This is a genomic window from Bacteroides sp. MSK.18.37 (assembly GCF_019129155.2).
Classification (GTDB): domain Bacteria; phylum Bacteroidota; class Bacteroidia; order Bacteroidales; family Bacteroidaceae; genus Bacteroides; species Bacteroides ovatus.
Genome location: NZ_JAHOIB020000001.1, coordinates 6,751,367 through 6,771,489 on the forward strand (window position 1 = coordinate 6,751,367; position 20,123 = coordinate 6,771,489).

Here is a 20,123-nt window from a genome sequence, read left to right on the forward strand (position 1 = left end):
AATATAACTTCAGAAGGCATCTGAAGGGGTTTGTTGTGGAAGAATTAAAACAAAAAAAATAGTCAGTGATGAAATTAGATCACTGACTATTTCTATTCTTTGTCTATATACTTTAGTTAATATACCAGTTTTACATTGTCAATCCACAGTGTATTTCCCGGAGAACCGATATAGGCTCCTCCATGACTGGACGTGAACTGAAGACACATATGAGTCGGAACATCATTTTCATCTCCCCAGGCCACTTCATGAATAGGCACGCTTTCACCCTTACTGTTCACCGTATAACTTTCAGTCGCCTGCAAACGCATCATGTGCGACTTATATTCCGGACGATTCGTGATGTCACCGTACATAATTTCATAGGTCGCATTATTTTTCCAGTCTGTAGAATGATAGTAATAAGTCACCATAGTCCCTATCCGTTTTGCATACACATTTCCATTGGCATCTTCCCAACGTTTTTGCAGAAGCAGGATAGCTGCCGGATAATCTTTTCCGGGAACATCCGTAATCTTGCTGAAACCGGTAGCGCGAATACGGTTCTCCCGGTCGGACATCTTCACTTTATAGTCAAACTGAAGAGCCACCGGCTTTTTGGTAAACGGAATACCGGTCTGCAACATTTTCTGTGGGTTTTTAGTACCCTTAATCGGCTCATGCACCGAACCGGTAAAGACAGAGCCAGCCGCCAACACCGTAATATTAACCAGTCCCAACACTTTCACACTCTCCATGCGCGTATCCAAACGGGCGCAATATCCATCTCCCCGCTTCTCCGGGAATACCGAAGTATTAGTTTTCGTAATACCGGCAACTTTCGCCATCACATTTGAAGTAGCCCAAGGCGATCCGCCCATATTCTTATAAACCTGATCTCCCTTAATTACCGTCGTCGGCCCTATCGCATATACATTCTTTGTATTCCCACCGATAATGCTCGATTCCTTTATCTGACGGTCCACCCATTGATCCATGTCCCCAAAAGGAAGCATTTCAACTTTATGTTGCGCCATCAAAGACAAGGAAGAAATAAATGCAACGAAACCTGTCATCAACAGGCGATGAACGCTTTTCTGAATCATCAATACTTTTCCTTTCTTTTTCTTCTTATAAATTATAATCCCATTGTTTCAAAGCAAAATCCCAGTTCTCTTCTACCAAACGAATCGTACGGTCGTCATATTTATACTTATTCTTCTTATATCCCTTCTTTCCGCCCACATATTTTTCTATATCAGTACGTGCTTCGGTAAATCCGGGGATAGAAAGAGACTGATAAATATTCTCCGTCATTCCCATCGCATCCGCTTCGAAATCTTCAAATTTCACTTCCATCAAGTTACCTTCCGGAATAAATTTCTTATCCGATTCATACTTATGATAAAGTTTTGCATAGATAGAAAGGATATTTTCCTCTAATTGTTCATTGCTGACATCCTGCAACTTCAACGGTTGAATCGTATTTGTAAAGAAACTGCGTGTAGATTCGAATACGGTATACGGATTACGCATCAGGTAGATAAACTTAGCATTCGGGAACATCTTCACCAGTTCCTTCACCCTTCCGGTATGCGGAGGATTCTTGCTAAGGAATTGAGTTCCCTGGGTATTCCACAAAGAAATCTTAATCAACTTCGTGAACACCTCTTCAAACACCTTCAATTCGGCATCCGTTATATCATCAAACAAAAGATACTTATCGGCATACTCCTGCTGATATTTCGGCAGGAACCAGAAATTATAATATGTATAAGGCATCATGTTCGACAAAGCAAACTCCTCTTCCTGGGGAAGATCCACTGCCAGTTCCATATTATCCGTCGGACGTTTATCCGGCATCAGCCAACTCATATTCTTTTTGAAGAAAGGCTGTCCCCACATCATCAGATGAGGAAATACAGTCTGATAAGTAGTGTTATACCCAAAATGCTTGTCACAAGAGAACACATTATGTACAAATGTAGTTCCACTCCGCCAGTGTCCCAAAATGAACACCGGATCATGCTCCAATGGCTGATTAGCCAGCAACTTCTCGTAACGCCTGTCTTGTAATGACGCCAGTGGAGAAAGCAATCGGCACACAGCCTTCGTCAATCGGTATTTACCTTTGTAGGCTGCGTCAATTTCACGCCCGGCGGTGATAGCCTTGAATGTCTTCCAGTCGGCACCTACCAATGTATTAATCGGAAGTTTATTAAATTCGAGTAATCCCACTTTATTAATTAGAAATTAAGAATTAAAAATTAAAGACGACAGAATGCTGTCATTTTCAGTTTTCAATTTATTGTTGAACAATCTATTTTATTAGTCGCACTGCAAGGCCCTGACGTTCCAGTTCCTTCACAGCTTTCTCTACCGCTTCATAATGTTCCGGAGCAATTCCCAGTTTTGCCATATCCAATACCGGAATATCCTCCGTGTCACTCATATCTTTCATTTCCACGCGGTCGATAATCATACCTACTGCCGAAGTATTATTAGTGATCGGGTCAATCAGGATAAATGAGCCACAAGATTTATTCTTCTTATAAGGATCAAAGAACAATTCCTTAGCCGTAGTCAGCACCACACGGGCAATCTGATTCAACTGCAAAGGCAACGTCTCTTTAGTCAGCTGACCATTCTCCAGAGACAGATGCTCCATCGTATTCACGTCCACCTTATACTTTATCGTATCAATACGCGTACGACTCAAATTGGTAGTCTGCTTAATAAAGAACGACTTATTTACATCCATCGGTTCTTCATCCATCCAGACCATCATAGCATCAAAGTTACGATCCACCGTTGGTAGATTATCAGGATGCACCAACATTTCGCCGCGCGACACATCGATCTCATCCTCCAATGTCAAGGTCACAGACTGCGGTGGGAAAGCATAATCCAATTCCCCGTCATAAGTCACGATACTCTTCACCTTAGATGTTTTTCCGGAAGGAAGCGCCATCACCGTATCCCCTTTGCGAACGATACCGGATGCAACTTTACCACAGAATCCTCTGAAATCCAGATTCGGACGAAGCACATACTGAACCGGGAAACGGAAATCCGTAAAATTATGGTCATTATCAATATGAACCGTTTCAAGGAAATCGAGCAAAGAAATCCCCTTGTACCACGGAGTACGTTCAGACTTATCCACCACATTATCCCCATCCAATGCAGAAAGTGGAATACAGTTGACGTCAGGAATACCTAATGGAGCAACAAACTTCTTATAGTCAGCCACAATCTCGTTAAAACGCTCTTCCGAGAAACCCACCAGGTCCATCTTGTTGACAGCCAACACCACATGCTTGATTCCTAGCAAAGACACCAGGAAAGTATGGCGACGAGTCTGGGTAATCACTCCGGTACGAGCATCCACCAAGATAATAGCCAAGTTAGCCGTAGATCCCCCGGTAATCATATTACGGGTATACTGTTCGTGTCCCGGAGTATCCGCGATGATAAACTTACGACCATTCGTTGAGAAATAGCGATAAGCCACGTCAATCGTAATACCCTGTTCACGTTCAGCCTTCAATCCATCGAGCAATAACGCATAGTCAATATGCTCGCCCGCATTCCCCACACGTTTACTATCACGCTCCAGTGCATCCAACTGATCCTCATACAGTTTCTTACTGTCAAACAACAAGCGTCCGATCAACGTTGATTTTCCATCATCTACCGAACCCGCAGTCAACAGTCTCAACAAATCTTTCTGTTCGTCCTTGTCCAGAAAAGCTTTTATATCTAATTTATTATCTGCCATAACTAGTTACAATTAAAAGTATCCCTCACGCTTCTTTTGTTCCATACTACCCTCCTGGTCAAAGTCAATCACACGGGTAGTACGTTCACTCTTCGTTGTAGTCATCATTTCCTCCACAATCTCTTCAATCGTAGCAGCTCCACTTTCCACTGCCCCTGTCAGAGGCCAACAGCCCAACGTACGAAAACGAACCATCTTCATTTCAATCTGGTCACGGTACTTTTCAGGCAAACGGTCATCATCCGCCATAATAATATTGCCATCCAAATTAATTACCGGACGCTCCTTAGCATAATATAACGGAACGATCGGAATATTCTCCAAGCGAATATACTGCCAAATATCCAATTCAGTCCAGTTGCTAATCGGGAATACACGAATACTTTCCCCCTTATGCACGCGGGCATTATAAATATCCCACAATTCAGGACGCTGATTCTTCGGGTCCCATTGGTGAAACTTATCCCGGAAAGAGAAAATACGTTCCTTCGCACGTGACTTCTCCTCGTCACGACGGGCACCACCAAATGCAGCATCAAACTTATACTTATCCAACGCATGAAGCAAAGCCTGCGTCTTCATCAAGTCCGTATGCACCTTGCTTCCATGCGTAAAAGGTCCTACCCCTGCATGAAAAGCCTCCATATTACTTTCAACAATCAGATTCCATCCGTACTTCTTCGCATATTCATCACGAAACTGAATCATCTCCTTGAACTTCCATTTCGAATCGATATGCATCAACGGGAATGGCACTTTACCCGGATAAAACGCTTTTTCAGCCAAGCGTACCATCACCGAGGAATCCTTTCCGATACTGTAAAGCATCACCGGATTCTCAAATTCCGCCGCCACCTCGCGGATGATATGAATAGACTCGGCTTCGAGCTCCTTCAAGTGGCTTAATTTATATTCTTCCATATTTATTTCATTTTATACACTTCACTTTTGGCAAAACAAGCTCCAACAAACGGTTCACCGACTCCTCCAAAGTCAATTTGGAAGTATCCAGTGACAAAGCCGGATGTTCGGGAACCTCGAAAGGTGCGGAAATTCCTGTAAAATTCTGAATTTCCCCTTTCCGTGCCTTCGCATACAATCCTTTCACATCACGTTTCTCACATTCCTCCAGCGGAGTACTAACGAAAACCTCCAGAAAATCATCCTTACCAATAATGTTTGCAGCCATTTCGCGAATATCATTATTAGGGCTGATAAATGCAGCAATCGTAATGATACCACTATCCAGAAACAACTTCGACACTTCCGCTATGCGACGGATATTTTCCACCCGGTCCGTTTCGGAGAATCCCAGGTTATTATTAATTCCACTACGGATATTATCCCCATCCAGGATACGGCAAAGCAATCCACGCTTATGAAGTTCACGTTCCAATGCGATGGCAATCGTGCTCTTTCCGGAACCACTCAATCCGGTAAACCAGATCATCACACTGTGTTGCCCCAAAAGCTCTTCTTTGTCCTGCCGCGTCATCATGCGGTCAAATATCGGATATATATGGTTCTTTTCTTCCATTTACAATTTTATTTAAAAGTTCCAGATCAACGGGATCAGAATAATAGAGATTAAGAAAGTGATAATATTAAGCGGCAACCCGATACGTACAAAATCCGTAAACTTATAGTTACCGATACCTTGCACAATCAAATTTGTCTGATAACCGATCGGTGTCGAGAAGCTGGCAGATGCAGCCATACAGATCACCACAAAGAAAGGCGTAGGGCTCACTCCTAATTGGGCAGAGATTGACAGTGCCAAAGGAAACGCCAAAGCCGCTGCTGCATTATTAGTTATCAATTCCGTAAACAAGTTCGTGATAATAAATACCATTGCAAGCAACACATGCGGGCCGTAATCATCACTCAACCCGATAATAAACTTCGCAACACTATCCGCCACACCAGAGTTCACCATTGCCTTACTGATAGCAAAAGCACAGGCAATAGTAATCAGAATATCCCACGAAATATATTTAGTATATTTACGAGCAGGGAACAGATTCGTCCATGCCATAATAATAGTAGTAATAGACACAAAGAAAAACATATCCAGTTTGATATCCGGAAACATCTCCTTCGTTATCGGAAGCTCCCCTACCGTTGCACCCACAATCATCAGCACCAGCAACAACAAAGCAAACCAACGCTTCTTCTTCCCGCTAGTATCCGGTTCATTCCCGTTTGTCAACAAGACAAACACAGAAGATTCCCCCCACGTCGGGATAAACGTATCATCCGCCATCACCACCAATGTATCCCCTTCGTGAAGTACCACTTCCTCCAGATTCGACACAAAACGTTGTCCGTTACGTGTTTTAATCTCTTTTACCTCCGCACCGTAATGACGCTGGAAATTAAAATCCTTCAGTTTTTTATTGATACCGGGAAAACGGGCACCCAAAACAGCCTCTACCCGATGCAACTTCTCCCCTTCTTCTACTTCTTCATCCGGCACAGCCGTATCCGGACGTGCATCCGGCAAAAGACGTTTAGAGAAAAGAAATATATAAATGATACCGGCAATAGCTATAAAAATACCCACCTTTCCGAGCTCGAACATAGAAAAGCCTTCAAATCCGGCCTCCAATATCATACCGTGCACCACCAGATTGGTAGAAGTACCGATCAAGGTACAGATACCTCCCAAAATAGTCACATAAGAAAGAGGAATCAGAAACTTCGTAGCCGGGAGATTCACCGACTTAGCCCAATGCTTGATAATCGGGGCAAAAATAACCACAACAGGCGTATTATTCAGAAAGGCAGAAATAAATGCCACCGAAGGTAAGATACGCAACTGTGCCTTAAATACTGTCGTCTTTCCTTGCGGAAGCAACTTCTTAATCACTTGTCCCAATGTGCCCGACTGACGAATACCCTCACTCACCAGAAACAGCAGAGCAACGGTAATCATCCCTTTATTACTAAACCCTTCCAGCATCTCCTTAGGAGTCAGAATGCCGGCACACAGAAACAAAACCACTACCGAAAAAAGTATCATGCCCGGACGCATCTTATCTGCTATCAAAGCCGCTACCATTCCTAATAGGGATAATAGTACAAATACAATTTCAAATGTCATATAAACATTATTTAGTGTTCTCTTTTTGGCTCAACGATAAACCACGGATTCAATAAATCCTCCTTATTATATCGTAGAGGTTCTTCCTTTCCAGCCTGATATACTTCCATCCCTGCAGCACGGGCTATCGCATGCCCGGCAGCCGTATCCCACTCCATCGTCGGAGCGAAACGCGGATATACATCAGCCTTACCTTCAGCAACCAGACAGATTTTAATTGAACTTCCGCTCGAAATCAACTCCACACTGCCGTGTTTCTTCTTCAAATCTGCAATATATGATTCCGTTTCAGGCGACAGGTGCGAACGGGAAGCAACCACGATCAGATGATCGTGCACCTCCTTCAAAGGTATCTGTTCCGACTTCCCAATCAGTTGTTCCAATGCCACGCCGTCATCTTCCAAACTGACAATACCGGAACATTTATAAGCCCCTACACCTTCGATCCCGAAATAAAGTTCTTTTTTAACAGGCACATAAATAATACCGAATACAGGTACAGAGTTCTGCACCAAAGCGATATTTACCGTAAATTCTCCATTGCGCTTAATAAACTCCTTCGTTCCATCCAGCGGATCTACAATCCATAAAGTATCCCATCCTCGACGGATCTCATACCCTAAATGCTTCCCTTCTTCACTAAGAACAGGAAAAGGAGTATCGTTCAGAATAGCCACAATCGCTTCATGCGCTTTTCTGTCTGCTATAGTTAGCGGAGAGTTGTCAGCCTTCCTCTCTATTTCAAAGTCCGATGCCGGATCATTATAAATAGAAAGAATCTTTCCACCTGCTTTTAGAGCCGCGTCGATAGCAGCCATTACATATTTTTGTTCCATTCAATCTCTAAATTAATGCCCTATTCACATTCAGGCAAAACATCCTCCAAATTAAGAGTTGACAAAAGTAAAAACTTTCTTTGCTATAAAAGTTTCCCCACTATCATTTATAACTTCTTTTAGTAGAAAGATAAAAATATCTAAACGAAAAAGCCACTCATTTTCAATAAAAAAGCAGTAACTTCCCAGTTACCGCCTTCTTATTCGGAAAAAAACGTTCGTTCTTTCCAATATATATTACCAAAAAGAAATCAATATACACGATACAGCAACCAAGCACCCTGGAAATCCGAACGGTTCGGGTATTTAGCCTTGAATGCGTCGCGAGCTTCAGCAGCAGCAGCCTTATCAGCAAATGAATTTACGATAACACGATACATTGCCTTGTCAGCATTAAATGCAATAGTAGAGTGATATCCTTGTCCATCCAACCAATCTTTCAGGCCTTCAGCATTCGCTTTCACACCAAAGCTACCTGCTACGATGCTATAATCTTTCAAACCCTCGTTGCCGGAAACCACTGTAACCTTCTCCTGACGAACGCCGGATGTATCTGCCACCTTAGTAGTTGTCACAGGAGCTGCAACCACCGGAGTTACCTCTACCGGAGCTTCCACCTGCGGTTCTGCCAATTCTTGCTGTTTTGCTTTCTCGTAAGCTTTTTTATAGGCACTTTCGCTGGATTTACAAGATGCAAATGCTAGCACCAAGCATACTCCCATTCCTAATACGACTAATTTTTTCATATTCCTATACGCTGTTTTAATTAATAATTCAATATTCTCGTCTATTATATTTAGTTTCGGGCAACAAAATAATAGAAATTTTATCATCCGGCAAAGAAATCCGTCAAAAAAACGTCTATTCCGTCTTCTTCTTATACGAAATAGTGCCTGTTGCCTGATAAGTAGGCATCAAAAGCACCTCCGCAATCTGAATATGTGCAGGAGCTGACGCGGCAAAATAAACCGTTTCTGCAATGTCATCTCCCGTCAACGGACGAATCCCTTTATAAAAATTATCGGCAGCTTCCTTATCCCCCCGATAACGCACCACTGTAAAGTTTGTCTCCACCATTCCCGGTTTGATATTTGTCACTCTCAACGGAGTGTCCACCAAATCGATCCGGAGGCCGTCCGAAAGAGCCTTCACGGCAGCTTTCGTTGCGCAATACACGCTTCCACCCGGATAAGCGGCATCCCCCGCAATAGATCCTATGTTAATAATATGTCCGCGTCCACGTTCCACCATACCGGGCACCACCAAACGCGTCATAGCCAGCAATCCCCTTATATTCGTATCGATCATGATATCCCATTCATCCAGGCTACCTTCAAATTCCTTATCCACACCAATCACCAGTCCGGCGTTGTTCACCAACACATCAATCGCCTTCCATTCTTCGGGCAATGATTCCAAAGATGTGGCAGCCAATTTCCGGTCGCGCACATCAAAAGGCAATGTATAAACCTGGACACCATACGCCCCTTCCAGTTCAGCTTTCAGTTCTTCCAGTTTCGATACGGTACGGGCATTCAGAATCAGATTCCATCCCTCCCTCGCAAATTTACGGGCACAACCCTCACCAATTCCGCTACTGGCGCCAGTTATAAAAACAATCTTAGCTTCCATTATGTTTTGATTTACAATATTCGAAAACAAAAGTACGCCTTAACCTTCAAAGGTTAGCTACGAAAGTCAGTTAAATAAGATTAAACCATAAAAGAAAAAAAGAATTATAAAACGTAGCAAAAAATTTCAGTTTTCACGAACAACCTTTCCATAAAAATGTTATATTTGTTGTATCATAATCATTTTAAACATTATACATTATGAAAGGATTGAATGTTTTAGCAGCTTTTCTGGGTGGTGCAGCCGTAGGTGCAGCCCTTGGTATTTTATTTGCTCCTGAAAAGGGAGAAGATACCCGTCATAAAATCGCAGAGATTCTTCGTAAAAAAGGAATCAAGCTTAATCGCAGTGAAATGGAAACTCTCGTTGACGAGATCGCTGCCGAGATGAAGGGAGAAATAGCAGAATAAGTGAGTAACCAAAGACTAAAAACAGAGCGACCATGTTTGCAGACGATAAAAGTATTGAGAATTTTCAGCAGTTGTTTTTCGAGTTCAAGAAATATCTGGAGCTTCAAAAAGAATATACCAAATTAGAATTGACGGAGAAGTTAACCATACTTTTTTCCACGTTAATTATGATATTAGTACTTATTATCCTTGGCATGGTTGCCCTGTTTTATCTGCTTTTTGCTCTTGCTTATATATTGGAGCCTTTAGTGGGCGGTCTGATGTCGAGTTTCGCCATCATAGCAGGCATCAATGTTGTTCTCATCGCCCTGGTTATTATTTTCCGCAAGCAGCTCATCATTTCTCCGATGGTGAACTTCCTCGCTAATTTATTTTTAACTGATTCAAATAAATAAATTATGAATGCGCAGACCCCGCAGAAATTTACATTAGAAGAGATTGCCGAACGTAAAAAGAAGCTTTTAAATGAGATCCATGCCCAAAAAAAAGCCATGACAGCTACTACACGCGAAATATTTGCCCCACTTGCTCCGGCAACCAACAAGGCGGATGCACTCATGCGTTCGTTCAATACCGGTATGGCTGTATTTGATGGCGTAGTGATGGGAATCAAGATTATGCGGAAGATACGGGCGTATTTTAGAAATTTGAGATAAAAACCATTTAGTCAATCGCTTGATTGGATATTTTCAAATCGTCTATGATTTGTTGCAACACATCTTTTAACTTCGGCAAATCATGTTTTATCACGTCATAAACAATTTCAGCATCTAAATCAAAATAATGATGTGCGATTATATCCCTCATTCCCATTACACCTTTCCAATCCATCTCTGGATAGAAAGATAATAACTTTTTATCTGTTAATTTATCAACACCTTTCACTCCTTCACCGATGGCTATTAATAACATACAAGTACTCTCTAGTCTTTCCATTCCGGATGGAGTCAATAAATAAAAAGAAGGGGAAGTAATAGTTTCCGAGTTCGCTAATATCCTTTCCACCGTTTGGAAAATTTTCTTTAGCAATGATTCTATTATCTGACTTTTACACATAAATTCCATCTTTATTGATACACCCTCTCAATAATTCATCCATATTATTTCGCAACCGAACCAGATCAACAGGGCATTTCAATAGTTTTTCCAATTCTTCTTTAATATGAACTAAAGTAAAGATAGAAGGTCTATCAATTTCAACACAAATATCGACATCACTACCCTCATGTTGTTCACCACGAGCAACGGAGCCAAATATCCCCATGCGAGAAATACCATATTTAGCAGCATTCTTGCGCATATACTCACGAAGCAAAGATAAGTATTCTACAGTAGTCAACATAATAAATTGCTTTTATCTATATTACAAAGAAATGCATTTTCTTTCAAAAACACAATAGATAATCAATAAAAAATATTCTAATTCTTTCTATTATACAAAACTAGAAATCTGAATATTATCTTTAATCAATAAGCATGGTATTAAAAAAACAATATATCAACGATCTTCACAGACAGTTGATATATTTAGAATACATATCAGCATTTTGCCAATATGAGGGGACAGATCAGGAATATACCGCTGTATTTTTCCCAACCTGCAGAATGTAGGGGATTCATGTGTGTAGCATGAAGTTAGGGACCTACATATTTCGTTATATTATAGGCTAATAATCTTCAGAAGTTTATTTTTAGAAAGTGGCTAGTTGATCAACACAAATCAACGATCAATTTCATTTAATTGCCATTATCCTTTCAATAATGCCAATACAAACTGTGGTACTTTCCATGCCATCTTCTCTAATTTAGTCAGAGTAGGCCATAGACCGTGAGAGGAATACACTCTAATGTCCTCTCCCCACATTTTCTTACGCTTAGCACTATCAGTAGAAAGCCCTCCCATACGCATACGTACAACATACTCTTTCAAATAAGTAACAGAAAGTCCGCCCGTCATCAGATAACGCACCAGCAGTTCACTATCCGCAGCAATCTTATAACTTTCGTTATAAAGACCTAGTCTCATCATTACCTCGCGGCGAATATAACAAGTAGGATGTAATGGAAGCCAGCCATGACGTACCTTCCACAAACGATAATCACCGCCAATCCAGTTACGTACTACCTTGTCAGTATTATCGGGATTCACAAAAAGTCCGTCACCATACAGAAAATCCGCTCGAGTAGTCTTCATGTGTTCCACAATGCGGCTTATGACCCCATTATCATAAAAGAAATCATCCGAATGTAGCAATCCGATTACATCACCTGTAGCCACACGAATTCCCTTATTGATGGCTTCATACATACCATGATCAGGCTCACTGATAATAGTTGATATACGATCTTCATATTCTCTAATAATCTCTAACGAACCATCTGTACTCGCCCCATCTACAACAATAAACTCTATGTTATTATAGTCCTGCGCCAAGACACTCTCTATAGCACCACGAATCGTCGCCACACGATTAAAGCATGACGTTATTATAGATACTTTCATAAGATTCTATTTTGAACTCGCTAATTATTGTCATCTCGGAAACCACTCCTGCAGTTTCTTCTCAATCAGTTTCTGTGCGTTTCCTTTCTCTATTTGCTTAAACTCAAAAGTTTTTGCCTGTTCCATTTTTGCAGCAAGCTCCCTTTCGTCAAATACCCCTAGCACACATCCCAAAGTATCCAATTTCCTAATTAATTGAAATTGGTCATGGATATGCTCTACCTTGTCATATCTTGGTATCACAACTATTCTTTTCCTCAATTCCATCGCTTCCGATATTGCTCCCCAGCCACCTTGAAGTATTAATATATCAGCTCTAGAAATATAACCCTTCATCTGCTCCTTTGTACAAAATTTAAAAGCTTTCGCATGTTTGTAGGGATAATCTGTATACCCAGTTTGTACTATCACCTCTTCCTTAGTTATAGCTGCCCATTCATCCACGGCTTTTGCCATACGATTGAAGGCTATGTTCATTGTACCTAAACTAGCAAAAATCATAAAACACCACAACAAATTGAATTAGGAAATAATTGCCGCATCTCTTCCCATTGGACCAAAAATAGATCACTATACCGTTCTATCCATACGGGAGTTTTAGAAGCATGTGTCACATCAGCAGCCGAATTAACAAATATTACTTTTGTCCCCAATAGTTTTTTTGCGAAAAAAACCGTAGGTACAGTCACACCAGCTCCTGTAGTAATGATTACATCTGGGCGTTTCACCAGCACCCAGAATATTGCTTGCAAACAGTTCACTATCAGTGTCCATTTCTTTGCTGGTTGAAAATTCACTAAAAATACATGTTCCTTGTCTGCCATAAAAGCTTTAGTTGATGTCGTTTTTAAGGTAAGCCAATAGCAATCCCATTGCTCGGGAATAGCACCGATAGCCAATTGTAGCTCACGTAAATGCCCGCCTGCCGAACAAGCTAAACAGATTTTAGGAGATTTATGCAACATAAGAGCCACCATAATAATGATTATTCACCATAAATATTTCTTTCTTTTATAAATCTTGCAGGATTACCTGCATAAATGCCAAAATCAGTAGTATTTTTGGTAAGTACTGCGCCAGCACCAACAACCGAATATCGACAAAGATGTAATCCTGGCAGAATTATGGCTCTTGCTCCAATAAACACATCATTGTCAATAACCACATCACCTACAACCAAAGGTAATTTATTATCAGATAAGTCATGGGATCCATTACAGATATAAGCATACTGTGCTATGGTTACTCTTTCTTTTATAATAACAGGTCCCAAATTATATATTTCGCTTCGAGTCGCTATACAAGACCTATCTCCTACGGTTAAAAGCCATGGGGCATATATACGGGCAGTAGGTGCAATAAAAGGATGACCACTAATATGTGCACCAAACAGTTTCAATAGAAATATATGCCACCGATAAAAAGGTTTTGGCAACCACCTTACAAAAAGTGTCCAAACCACTTCCCATATACGAATCATGATTGCTTCTTTCTTTGGCCATGGGCTAGAATACGCATCACGTTGGTTCTTATTTTTACGATAAAGCTCACTCACCACCTAATACTTTTTTAAAAATACTCATATACATATCAGACACTCTACTCACACTAAAACCTGCAGACTTTTTAATTGCTTTCGCTGACATTTCTGAATACATTTTTTCATCTGATAATAAGCGCATTAAACAATTAGCTAACAATTCATCACATCGTACATCAGTATGATCAAAGACCAATCCGTTCTCATTATCCACTATAAAGTCCTTAAAACAATCTAAATTCGAAACAATAGGAACCAATCCTAAGCCCATTGCCTCAAGAGGGGCTACACCGAATGTCTCACCTAATCCAGCTATAGAAGGATAGCAAAAAATATCACCTTTACGTATTTCTTTTGCCAACAAACTAGGTGAGAAAATAGGTTCCACCCATGTTATCCTGTATCCTCTTACTAAAGATTCTAAATAATCTACATAGTCTTCACCACTACCTCCGTCTTCTATTTTCGTTGCACCAATTATCCGTAATCCAACAGATATCCCCACCTCATGGAGTCTTGTCACTGCTTTTACTAATATATCCAATCCCTTTTCTTTATGTACTCTGCCAGAATAAACCACTTCCGGACTATCTGAAAGAGTTTTTACCATGTGTTCATTACAGAATATATGAGTATCAATCGGATTGGGTATGACACAAGCCCTAGATTTCATACTCGGACTCTGTTCTATTAATGCATTGTAAACTGCAGTTGACACACATGCCAAACTACTCATAGCAAAATACGCCCCCATCTGTTTCTTCGGAAATCGTGCCACATTATATAAAGCCCTACGATACTTCCATTTAAATAATAGACAAAGAATAGGGCTCCATATTGAATTAAGCACAAGCATATCACATTTAGGCATTTTACTTAATGCCTTTATTGAAAAAACAAAATCCAGAACAAAGTCCTTTACCCAAGATCCAGTTCTTTCATAGCCATGCAGAAGAAGATTATCATCCATAGAACTCTCTTTTAGTGGTTTCTTAGATATAAAGATGACTTGATGTCCCTTATTTCTCATATCTGTACCGATAGAGTACCATAATTTTTCCACTGCTCCAATAGCATATGGGGGTAGACAGCCAAAAGGCCCTGTTATTATATTTACTTTCATGTCAGCTCAATGATATTATGCAGCATCAAGCCGACTGATTATATAAAATAAGAGATAAGGGTTCACCCCCCCCCCCGCTAACATTTATTAACACTCTTTTCTTTATAAACTTTGCTGGATTTCCTCCAACCACAGTCCATGGTTCAACATCTTTAATCACCACTGCACGAGCAGCACATACAGCTCCCTGACCTACCGTGACCCCTTGAATAACAAAGGCTTCAGCACATACCCATGCCTGTTCTTCAATTACAATCGGAGCATCAATTTGATGATGATGTGGGTCCATAATATTATGCCCTGCAGTACAAAGAAAAGCCCGTTGACTTACCGTAGCATTACGCCCTATATGAATGGGCGCTGCATTATAACAGTCTACCCCATCGGCCAAACAAGCATAATCATCCATTATTAGCAGCCACGGTTGAAATACCCGAGCAGTAGCATACACAACAGCAGTAGACGCGATCTTAGCCCCAAAAGCACGAAGTAGCATACGTTTCCATCCCATCGCCATAGAGCGAGGAAATGGACGGGCAAAACAAGTCCAAACTACGCCCCATACTAAACGACGTAATTTATTACTCTTTGAATATGGAGTTTTAAACTCCATCAAATCTTTTGTCATATTATTGAGTTATACAATTCTACTATTTGCTTTGCAACAATATCACTTGCAAAGCGCTCCTTTACCAATTGACGACCTCGCAGGCCCATCAGTCTACGCTTCTCAATAGGAGTATGGACAAAATCAATTATGGCATAAGTTAATTCATCCACAGTTCTATCTATCCACCATCCACAGTTATACTTCTCAATCATCGACCAAGGGGCTCCCTTCGTAGTAATTACAGGTGTTCCACAGAGATACGATTCTGCTATCACAATGCCAAAATTCTCATTAAGAGTAGGAAGTACAAACACATCCGAAGAACAATAAGCATCCCACTTATCATCTCCGAACAATCCGCCTACAACATCTACCATATCTGATATATTTAATCGGATAGCCATTTCATTCAACTCTACTACAGTATAATCAGATTCAATACCTGCTATCACTATCTTCCACCCATTAAGTTGTTGCTTTATTTTAGCTACAGCTTCCATCAAAATGTCAATACCTTTATTCTTACGATAAAGTGCCAGGAAAAGTATTTGTTTCCGCTCTTCCCACGATTCTTTGCAACCAATACCATCAACGATTACCCCATTGGGGACAACAGCTACATTTGAATTATATCCCAATGCTAAAAGATTCTCTTTCTCTTTCTCTGCTGTTGCTACAAGTACATCACTTATCTTGATGCTGTGTTTCTGATATAGTAATAATGCAGGCAGTTTCTTTATCCAATAATTCTTCTTGATATCCCAAGGTTCAAGCATGCCATGCGGTGAAAGAGCAACCGGATACCCTTTCGCTTTAGCCCAAAACACAGTCCATGAACATTGTAACATCCAGCAACCATTAACATGTACTACATCAGGCTTTAAATTATCAAGCAAAGCGCAGAACTCATGCTTCATCTTTAGTGGATGCTTAATGCTGCTCTCTATATAATGCACTTTGCAATTAGTTAGTTGCAATTCATTATCACAGAGATGACATACAATATGCAACTCCACTAACTGTCCCAAATTATGTGATAATAACTGTAAATATGCACTTACCCCCCCACCTGATTTTCCAATAGAAGGAATATAGTGTACTACTTTCATAAACTTTCGATTATAAATTCTGCATAAAATAATGTGCCACAGCCTTACATGAAATATGATCTTTGCTCCACGCGATTCGCTCATTTACAGTTTTCCTTATCCAATCACGATTAGCAATACAAGTATCTATCACATTATTCAAACTTGAGGAGCTTTCCAAATTAAATACAATTCCTTGCTGTCTATCTTTTAGTAAATATGAAGCCCCGCAATGATTACTAGTAACCACATATAATCCCATTGTCAGCGCCTCGTTTACCACAGCCCCCCAGCCATCATGCTTAGAAGGTAAAACTAAGACATCATACTGTTGCATAATCTCTGAAATCCTATTCATAGGCTGCATACCATAAAGAATAACTTTCGCCTTAGCTTCTTTATTCATCGTTTCTATCAATGTACGTTTCTCACCATCACCCACTAAGCCTAGCTCCAGTTCGCTCTTCTGGCTTAATATACTAAACATTGCCACAACATTCTTTCTGTCCGAAAAACTACCAACATAAAGGACCTTAAGCTTTTCAGTTATAGGTACAGGCAAAGTCCGCTCTTTCCATTCCGTACAATATATAAAAGGCAATACTTTCCATCGTTTACTCCAAAATCTATAATAATTCACAAACTCATCTCCCATCACCAATAGATAGTTGAAATGTTTTACATATTTCCAATCCTTCAACGCAAACCTTAGGCTGTGTTGCCATAAAGGATAATGATAAAGTAAAGGAGGTTCTGTGATCACTCCACGTTTAAAAGGATAATTTAGTGAAAGTTTCATCCAAGACACAACCTCTGCAAAAGCATTAATACCTGAAAAGAAGCAATAGGTATCCTCACCTTTACATGACTCATATAACTTTTTCACCTGATCAACAGAAGAAGCAATAATAAACTCAACATTACTTACTTTAAGCAGGTTAGAAGCTTTCCATCCCATCAGCTTTCGATCATCGTAATCCACACGAGGAGCTATCACCACTACCCTATCAACATCTGTAAAAACTGACAGTTCTTCGATAAAAGGTATCTGATGCGGACTAATACAATTTTGGAAAAAAAATAAGTTCATTTCAATACAAGATTTTGCAAATAAAAAAGATCATAACAAATAAGCTATTAACACATGAACATCAACTGAATGAAGATAGAATGATATTAAATATTTTAAATAGATTCAACCCATCACAATCAATACAAAAGAACAATACACTGTAAACAAAAGTATCCAAAGAAAACATTTTCATGATTCAAAATTTAATTTGTACTTCTTCACCATATCCGGATAACATATTATATGAGAAATTAGAAGCCAAAATACAAAACCTATATAATAACCGACAGTTAATAAATACCCCTCAAAACAAGAATGCAAACACAGAAAAAGTAAAGAAATAACAAACAATTGTAACCTTCGATCATGTCTAATATATTTAAAAACTCGAGTTACTTTCTTTAGAATGAATAACATTATTATTGCACCTAGGGCACCTAATTGAAATAATATAGACAACCATCCGCTACCACTCTCCAATCGACCTTTATGAAGTACGCCTCTATACCAAGCCGTTGCAAATCCACTTCCAATAAGAGGAGATTCATTTAATTTTTCAAACCCCTCTCCAAAATGGGCAGAGCGAGAACCATATTTTTCACCTTTTCCCCCTTCAAACTTATTTTGTATTTGAGTTGAATGCTCAAGATATACAGGAATCGATATTGTTGCAAGAAATCCTATAACCAACAAATACAATATTATTTTTTTAACATTTCTTGCATTGTATACAATGTATAACACCATAGTTATCACGGATGCAAAAAGAGCAGTACGAGATGCAGCAACAACAGTGACATAAATAGACAGTAACAAAATAGACAACACAATACATCTGAAACATTTATTTTGTAACTGAAATAGACACCACAACAAAATAACATTAGCTAATCCTGCAATAGGAGCTAACCACATAGGATGATAATAAATAGCCGAAAAAGAGAGGTCAATATGTACCCCCTCCTGTGCAAAGGCATTTATGCCTTTTAGATAGCAATACATAGCTATCATTGATACAACAGGAAAAAATAATAAAATTACAGATAAAATTTTGCGTTCAAATAAGAAGACTTTTTTAGATACATAAAATGGTGCACAAATAAGCATCATCCCAGTAAACATAAGAATGCGATAATCGATATATAAATTTGAAAATACAGAAATATAGCAGGCTAAAAGAAATAAGATATTTAGTTTTGAATATTTAATGGTAAAGGTTCCATATCTAATTTTGTAAAATGCCACATACCCAAATGCAATGAGTAATGTATATATACCAGGAAAAATAATTGAATTTGAACAAATAAGAAAAAAAGCCATTAAGGAAGGAAAACAATATTCCTTAATATCACGATTAATTATTACCAAGCTAAGACCCAACATATAATAATAAAATTTACTAGAAATTATGCATTCCTATATGGCTATAATACCCAATGTTCTACAAACACACATTTTCACCCTTCAATAGAACTGGCTGGAATTTTAGAATATTAGCACAATATTCTTTATAATCATTATCTGAAACAGCAGAAATTCTAGCAGAAATCTCTGAAAGCGATGTCACGGTAATACCAATATTCTTCATCTCTACCAATTTCGCCATCGCCGAATCCTTCCATACTATTAATGGTAATCCAGCTAACACATATAACGAAAATTTATGAGGTGCAATAATTTTAAGATAACTCCCCCATGTACCAGAGCAGGTTTCTGTGGAATCTCCGTCCCAAACAAGTCCCCAACTCCCTTCTAAGTGACCAATTATATCAGGCTTAAAAACTCCTTTATACTCATATTTATTCTTCATAGCATTATTTGAGGAACAAGAACCATATACTATAAGATCTAAATCTTTATTCTCAAAAACAAAATCACTAAAAAACACGCTCTTATCTATATTACCTGCGAAACAAACCTGCTTACTTAACTGACGTGCTTCTTTATCTGGGACTGCAATATAAGGGAAACAACCTAAATAATGATATTTAATACCCGGTCTCAATCGCTGCTCAAAATAAGTTTGCATTTCAGGTGTATGCACAATTATTTCATCAAAATTTGACAAAACCTTATTCTCAAAGCCCGATAGCTCCCCTTTTTCTCTTACAGAATTAATATCATGCAACAATGTTATCAGATATTTTTTTTTCAAGAAAGGAAGAATAAAATAAAGCATTTTAGGATTTAAACTTGGATACTGAATCAACAATGTTGCACCATTAGGTAAATTGATAGCAAGACGAATCATTTTTAGGAATAAAACAACAATAAAAAGTAGCTTATTCTTATACCCTCTCAAAATGATAGGATATTCTTCATAACCATTTTGTAAAGCAATTTTATGTATATCTTGAGGAGCCTTAACACTTGCTCCACCACCTATTAAAGATTTACTAAGTTTATCATTTGTTATAGTTTTAATAATAAGTATGTATTTCTTCAT

24 protein-coding genes are annotated in these 20,123 nt (G+C 39.3%); 3 read left to right on the forward strand and 21 right to left on the reverse strand.

The window, feature by feature from the left end:
* Positions 1–116: 116 nt before the first annotated feature.
* The 9 genes from KSX81_RS26705 to KSX81_RS26745 form a co-directional block, all read right to left on the reverse strand.
* Positions 117–1,085 (reverse strand): PCMD domain-containing protein, encoded by a 969-nt coding sequence (locus KSX81_RS26705; protein ID WP_004307249.1) that lies wholly within the window; start codon positions 1,083–1,085, stop codon positions 117–119.
* A gap of 25 nt (positions 1,086–1,110) precedes the next feature.
* On the reverse strand, positions 1,111–2,217 hold the full coding sequence (locus KSX81_RS26710) for a sulfotransferase family protein (protein WP_055235431.1): 1,107 nt from the start codon (positions 2,215–2,217) through the stop codon (positions 1,111–1,113).
* A gap of 82 nt (positions 2,218–2,299) precedes the next feature.
* Positions 2,300–3,760 (reverse strand): sulfate adenylyltransferase subunit CysN, encoded by a 1,461-nt coding sequence (gene cysN, locus KSX81_RS26715; protein WP_004307251.1) that lies wholly within the window; start codon positions 3,758–3,760, stop codon positions 2,300–2,302.
* A gap of 12 nt (positions 3,761–3,772) precedes the next feature.
* A complete protein-coding gene (cysD, locus tag KSX81_RS26720; protein WP_004297523.1) occupies positions 3,773–4,681 on the reverse strand; it encodes a sulfate adenylyltransferase subunit CysD in 909 nt (302 codons plus the stop codon).
* Positions 4,682–4,688: 7 nt separating this feature from the next.
* The gene (gene cysC / locus KSX81_RS26725; protein WP_004297522.1) at positions 4,689–5,297 is read right to left on the reverse strand and encodes an adenylyl-sulfate kinase; all 609 of its coding nucleotides are present in this window, start codon (positions 5,295–5,297) and stop codon (positions 4,689–4,691) included.
* Between the two features lie 12 nt (positions 5,298–5,309).
* Complete coding sequence (locus KSX81_RS26730) at positions 5,310–6,863, reverse strand: SLC13 family permease (RefSeq protein ID WP_149939514.1); 1,554 nt, start codon at positions 6,861–6,863, stop codon at positions 5,310–5,312.
* Positions 6,864–6,874: 11 nt separating this feature from the next.
* Positions 6,875–7,699: a 3'(2'),5'-bisphosphate nucleotidase CysQ gene (cysQ, locus tag KSX81_RS26735; RefSeq protein WP_195580724.1), complete on the reverse strand. Its 825-nt coding sequence runs from the start codon at positions 7,697–7,699 to the stop codon at positions 6,875–6,877.
* A gap of 251 nt (positions 7,700–7,950) precedes the next feature.
* A complete protein-coding gene (locus KSX81_RS26740; protein WP_004313235.1) occupies positions 7,951–8,445 on the reverse strand; it encodes an SPOR domain-containing protein in 495 nt (164 codons plus the stop codon).
* A 115-nt stretch (positions 8,446–8,560) separates the two neighbouring features.
* Positions 8,561–9,331, reverse strand: a complete 771-nt coding sequence (locus tag KSX81_RS26745) for an SDR family oxidoreductase (protein WP_217725684.1) — start codon at positions 9,329–9,331, stop codon at positions 8,561–8,563.
* A gap of 200 nt (positions 9,332–9,531) precedes the next feature.
* On the opposite strand from KSX81_RS26745, the gene KSX81_RS26750 reads away from it, so the two are divergent.
* Genes KSX81_RS26750 through KSX81_RS26760 form a run of 3 tightly spaced genes read left to right on the forward strand, consistent with a single transcriptional unit; the run spans position 9,532 to position 10,397 of the window.
* The gene (locus KSX81_RS26750; RefSeq protein WP_004297513.1) at positions 9,532–9,741 is read left to right on the forward strand and encodes a YtxH domain-containing protein; all 210 of its coding nucleotides are present in this window, start codon (positions 9,532–9,534) and stop codon (positions 9,739–9,741) included.
* A gap of 32 nt (positions 9,742–9,773) precedes the next feature.
* On the forward strand, positions 9,774–10,136 hold the full coding sequence (locus KSX81_RS26755) for a phage holin family protein (protein WP_004297511.1): 363 nt from the start codon (positions 9,774–9,776) through the stop codon (positions 10,134–10,136).
* A 3-nt stretch (positions 10,137–10,139) separates the two neighbouring features.
* Entirely contained in the window at positions 10,140–10,397 is a 258-nt protein-coding gene (locus KSX81_RS26760; RefSeq protein WP_004297510.1) for a hypothetical protein, read from the forward strand.
* A gap of 7 nt (positions 10,398–10,404) precedes the next feature.
* Here the strand turns inward: KSX81_RS26760 and KSX81_RS26765 are convergent, their stop codons facing one another.
* From KSX81_RS26765 to KSX81_RS26820, 12 genes are all read right to left on the reverse strand, one after another.
* The gene (locus KSX81_RS26765; protein WP_008644079.1) at positions 10,405–10,797 is read right to left on the reverse strand and encodes a DUF86 domain-containing protein; all 393 of its coding nucleotides are present in this window, start codon (positions 10,795–10,797) and stop codon (positions 10,405–10,407) included.
* Positions 10,790–11,083 carry a nucleotidyltransferase family protein gene (locus KSX81_RS26770; RefSeq protein ID WP_004311443.1) on the reverse strand — a complete coding sequence of 98 codons (294 nt, stop codon included), beginning with the start codon at positions 11,081–11,083 and terminating at the stop codon, positions 10,790–10,792. The genes KSX81_RS26765 and KSX81_RS26770 overlap by 8 nt, the downstream gene beginning before the upstream one ends.
* Positions 11,084–11,488: 405 nt before the next feature.
* The gene (locus KSX81_RS26775) at positions 11,489–12,244 is read right to left on the reverse strand and encodes a glycosyltransferase family 2 protein (RefSeq protein ID WP_008651635.1); all 756 of its coding nucleotides are present in this window, start codon (positions 12,242–12,244) and stop codon (positions 11,489–11,491) included.
* 30 nt (positions 12,245–12,274) lie between these two features.
* The gene (locus tag KSX81_RS26780; RefSeq protein WP_229096967.1) at positions 12,275–12,700 is read right to left on the reverse strand and encodes a glycosyltransferase; all 426 of its coding nucleotides are present in this window, start codon (positions 12,698–12,700) and stop codon (positions 12,275–12,277) included.
* Between the two features lie 41 nt (positions 12,701–12,741).
* Positions 12,742–13,221, reverse strand: coding sequence for a hypothetical protein (locus tag KSX81_RS26785; RefSeq protein WP_004313228.1), 480 nt, complete (start codon positions 13,219–13,221; stop codon positions 12,742–12,744).
* A gap of 8 nt (positions 13,222–13,229) precedes the next feature.
* Positions 13,230–13,799 (reverse strand): DapH/DapD/GlmU-related protein, encoded by a 570-nt coding sequence (locus KSX81_RS26790; RefSeq protein WP_230297196.1) that lies wholly within the window; start codon positions 13,797–13,799, stop codon positions 13,230–13,232.
* Positions 13,792–14,907 (reverse strand): glycosyltransferase family 4 protein, encoded by a 1,116-nt coding sequence (locus KSX81_RS26795; RefSeq protein WP_074708516.1) that lies wholly within the window; start codon positions 14,905–14,907, stop codon positions 13,792–13,794. The genes KSX81_RS26790 and KSX81_RS26795 overlap by 8 nt, the downstream gene beginning before the upstream one ends.
* A 25-nt stretch (positions 14,908–14,932) precedes the next feature.
* Positions 14,933–15,520 carry a putative colanic acid biosynthesis acetyltransferase gene (locus KSX81_RS26800; protein WP_081354192.1) on the reverse strand — a complete coding sequence of 196 codons (588 nt, stop codon included), beginning with the start codon at positions 15,518–15,520 and terminating at the stop codon, positions 14,933–14,935.
* 11 nt (positions 15,521–15,531) lie between these two features.
* Positions 15,532–16,626 (reverse strand): glycosyltransferase, encoded by a 1,095-nt coding sequence (locus KSX81_RS26805; protein ID WP_074708514.1) that lies wholly within the window; start codon positions 16,624–16,626, stop codon positions 15,532–15,534.
* A gap of 10 nt (positions 16,627–16,636) precedes the next feature.
* Positions 16,637–17,695 carry a glycosyltransferase family 4 protein gene (locus tag KSX81_RS26810; RefSeq protein ID WP_120080429.1) on the reverse strand — a complete coding sequence of 353 codons (1,059 nt, stop codon included), beginning with the start codon at positions 17,693–17,695 and terminating at the stop codon, positions 16,637–16,639.
* A gap of 171 nt (positions 17,696–17,866) precedes the next feature.
* Positions 17,867–19,060, reverse strand: a complete 1,194-nt coding sequence (locus KSX81_RS26815; protein ID WP_074708511.1) for an O-antigen ligase family protein — start codon at positions 19,058–19,060, stop codon at positions 17,867–17,869.
* Between the two features lie 58 nt (positions 19,061–19,118).
* Positions 19,119–20,123 (reverse strand): galactofuranosyltransferase, encoded by a 1,005-nt coding sequence (locus tag KSX81_RS26820; RefSeq protein ID WP_074708508.1) that lies wholly within the window; start codon positions 20,121–20,123, stop codon positions 19,119–19,121.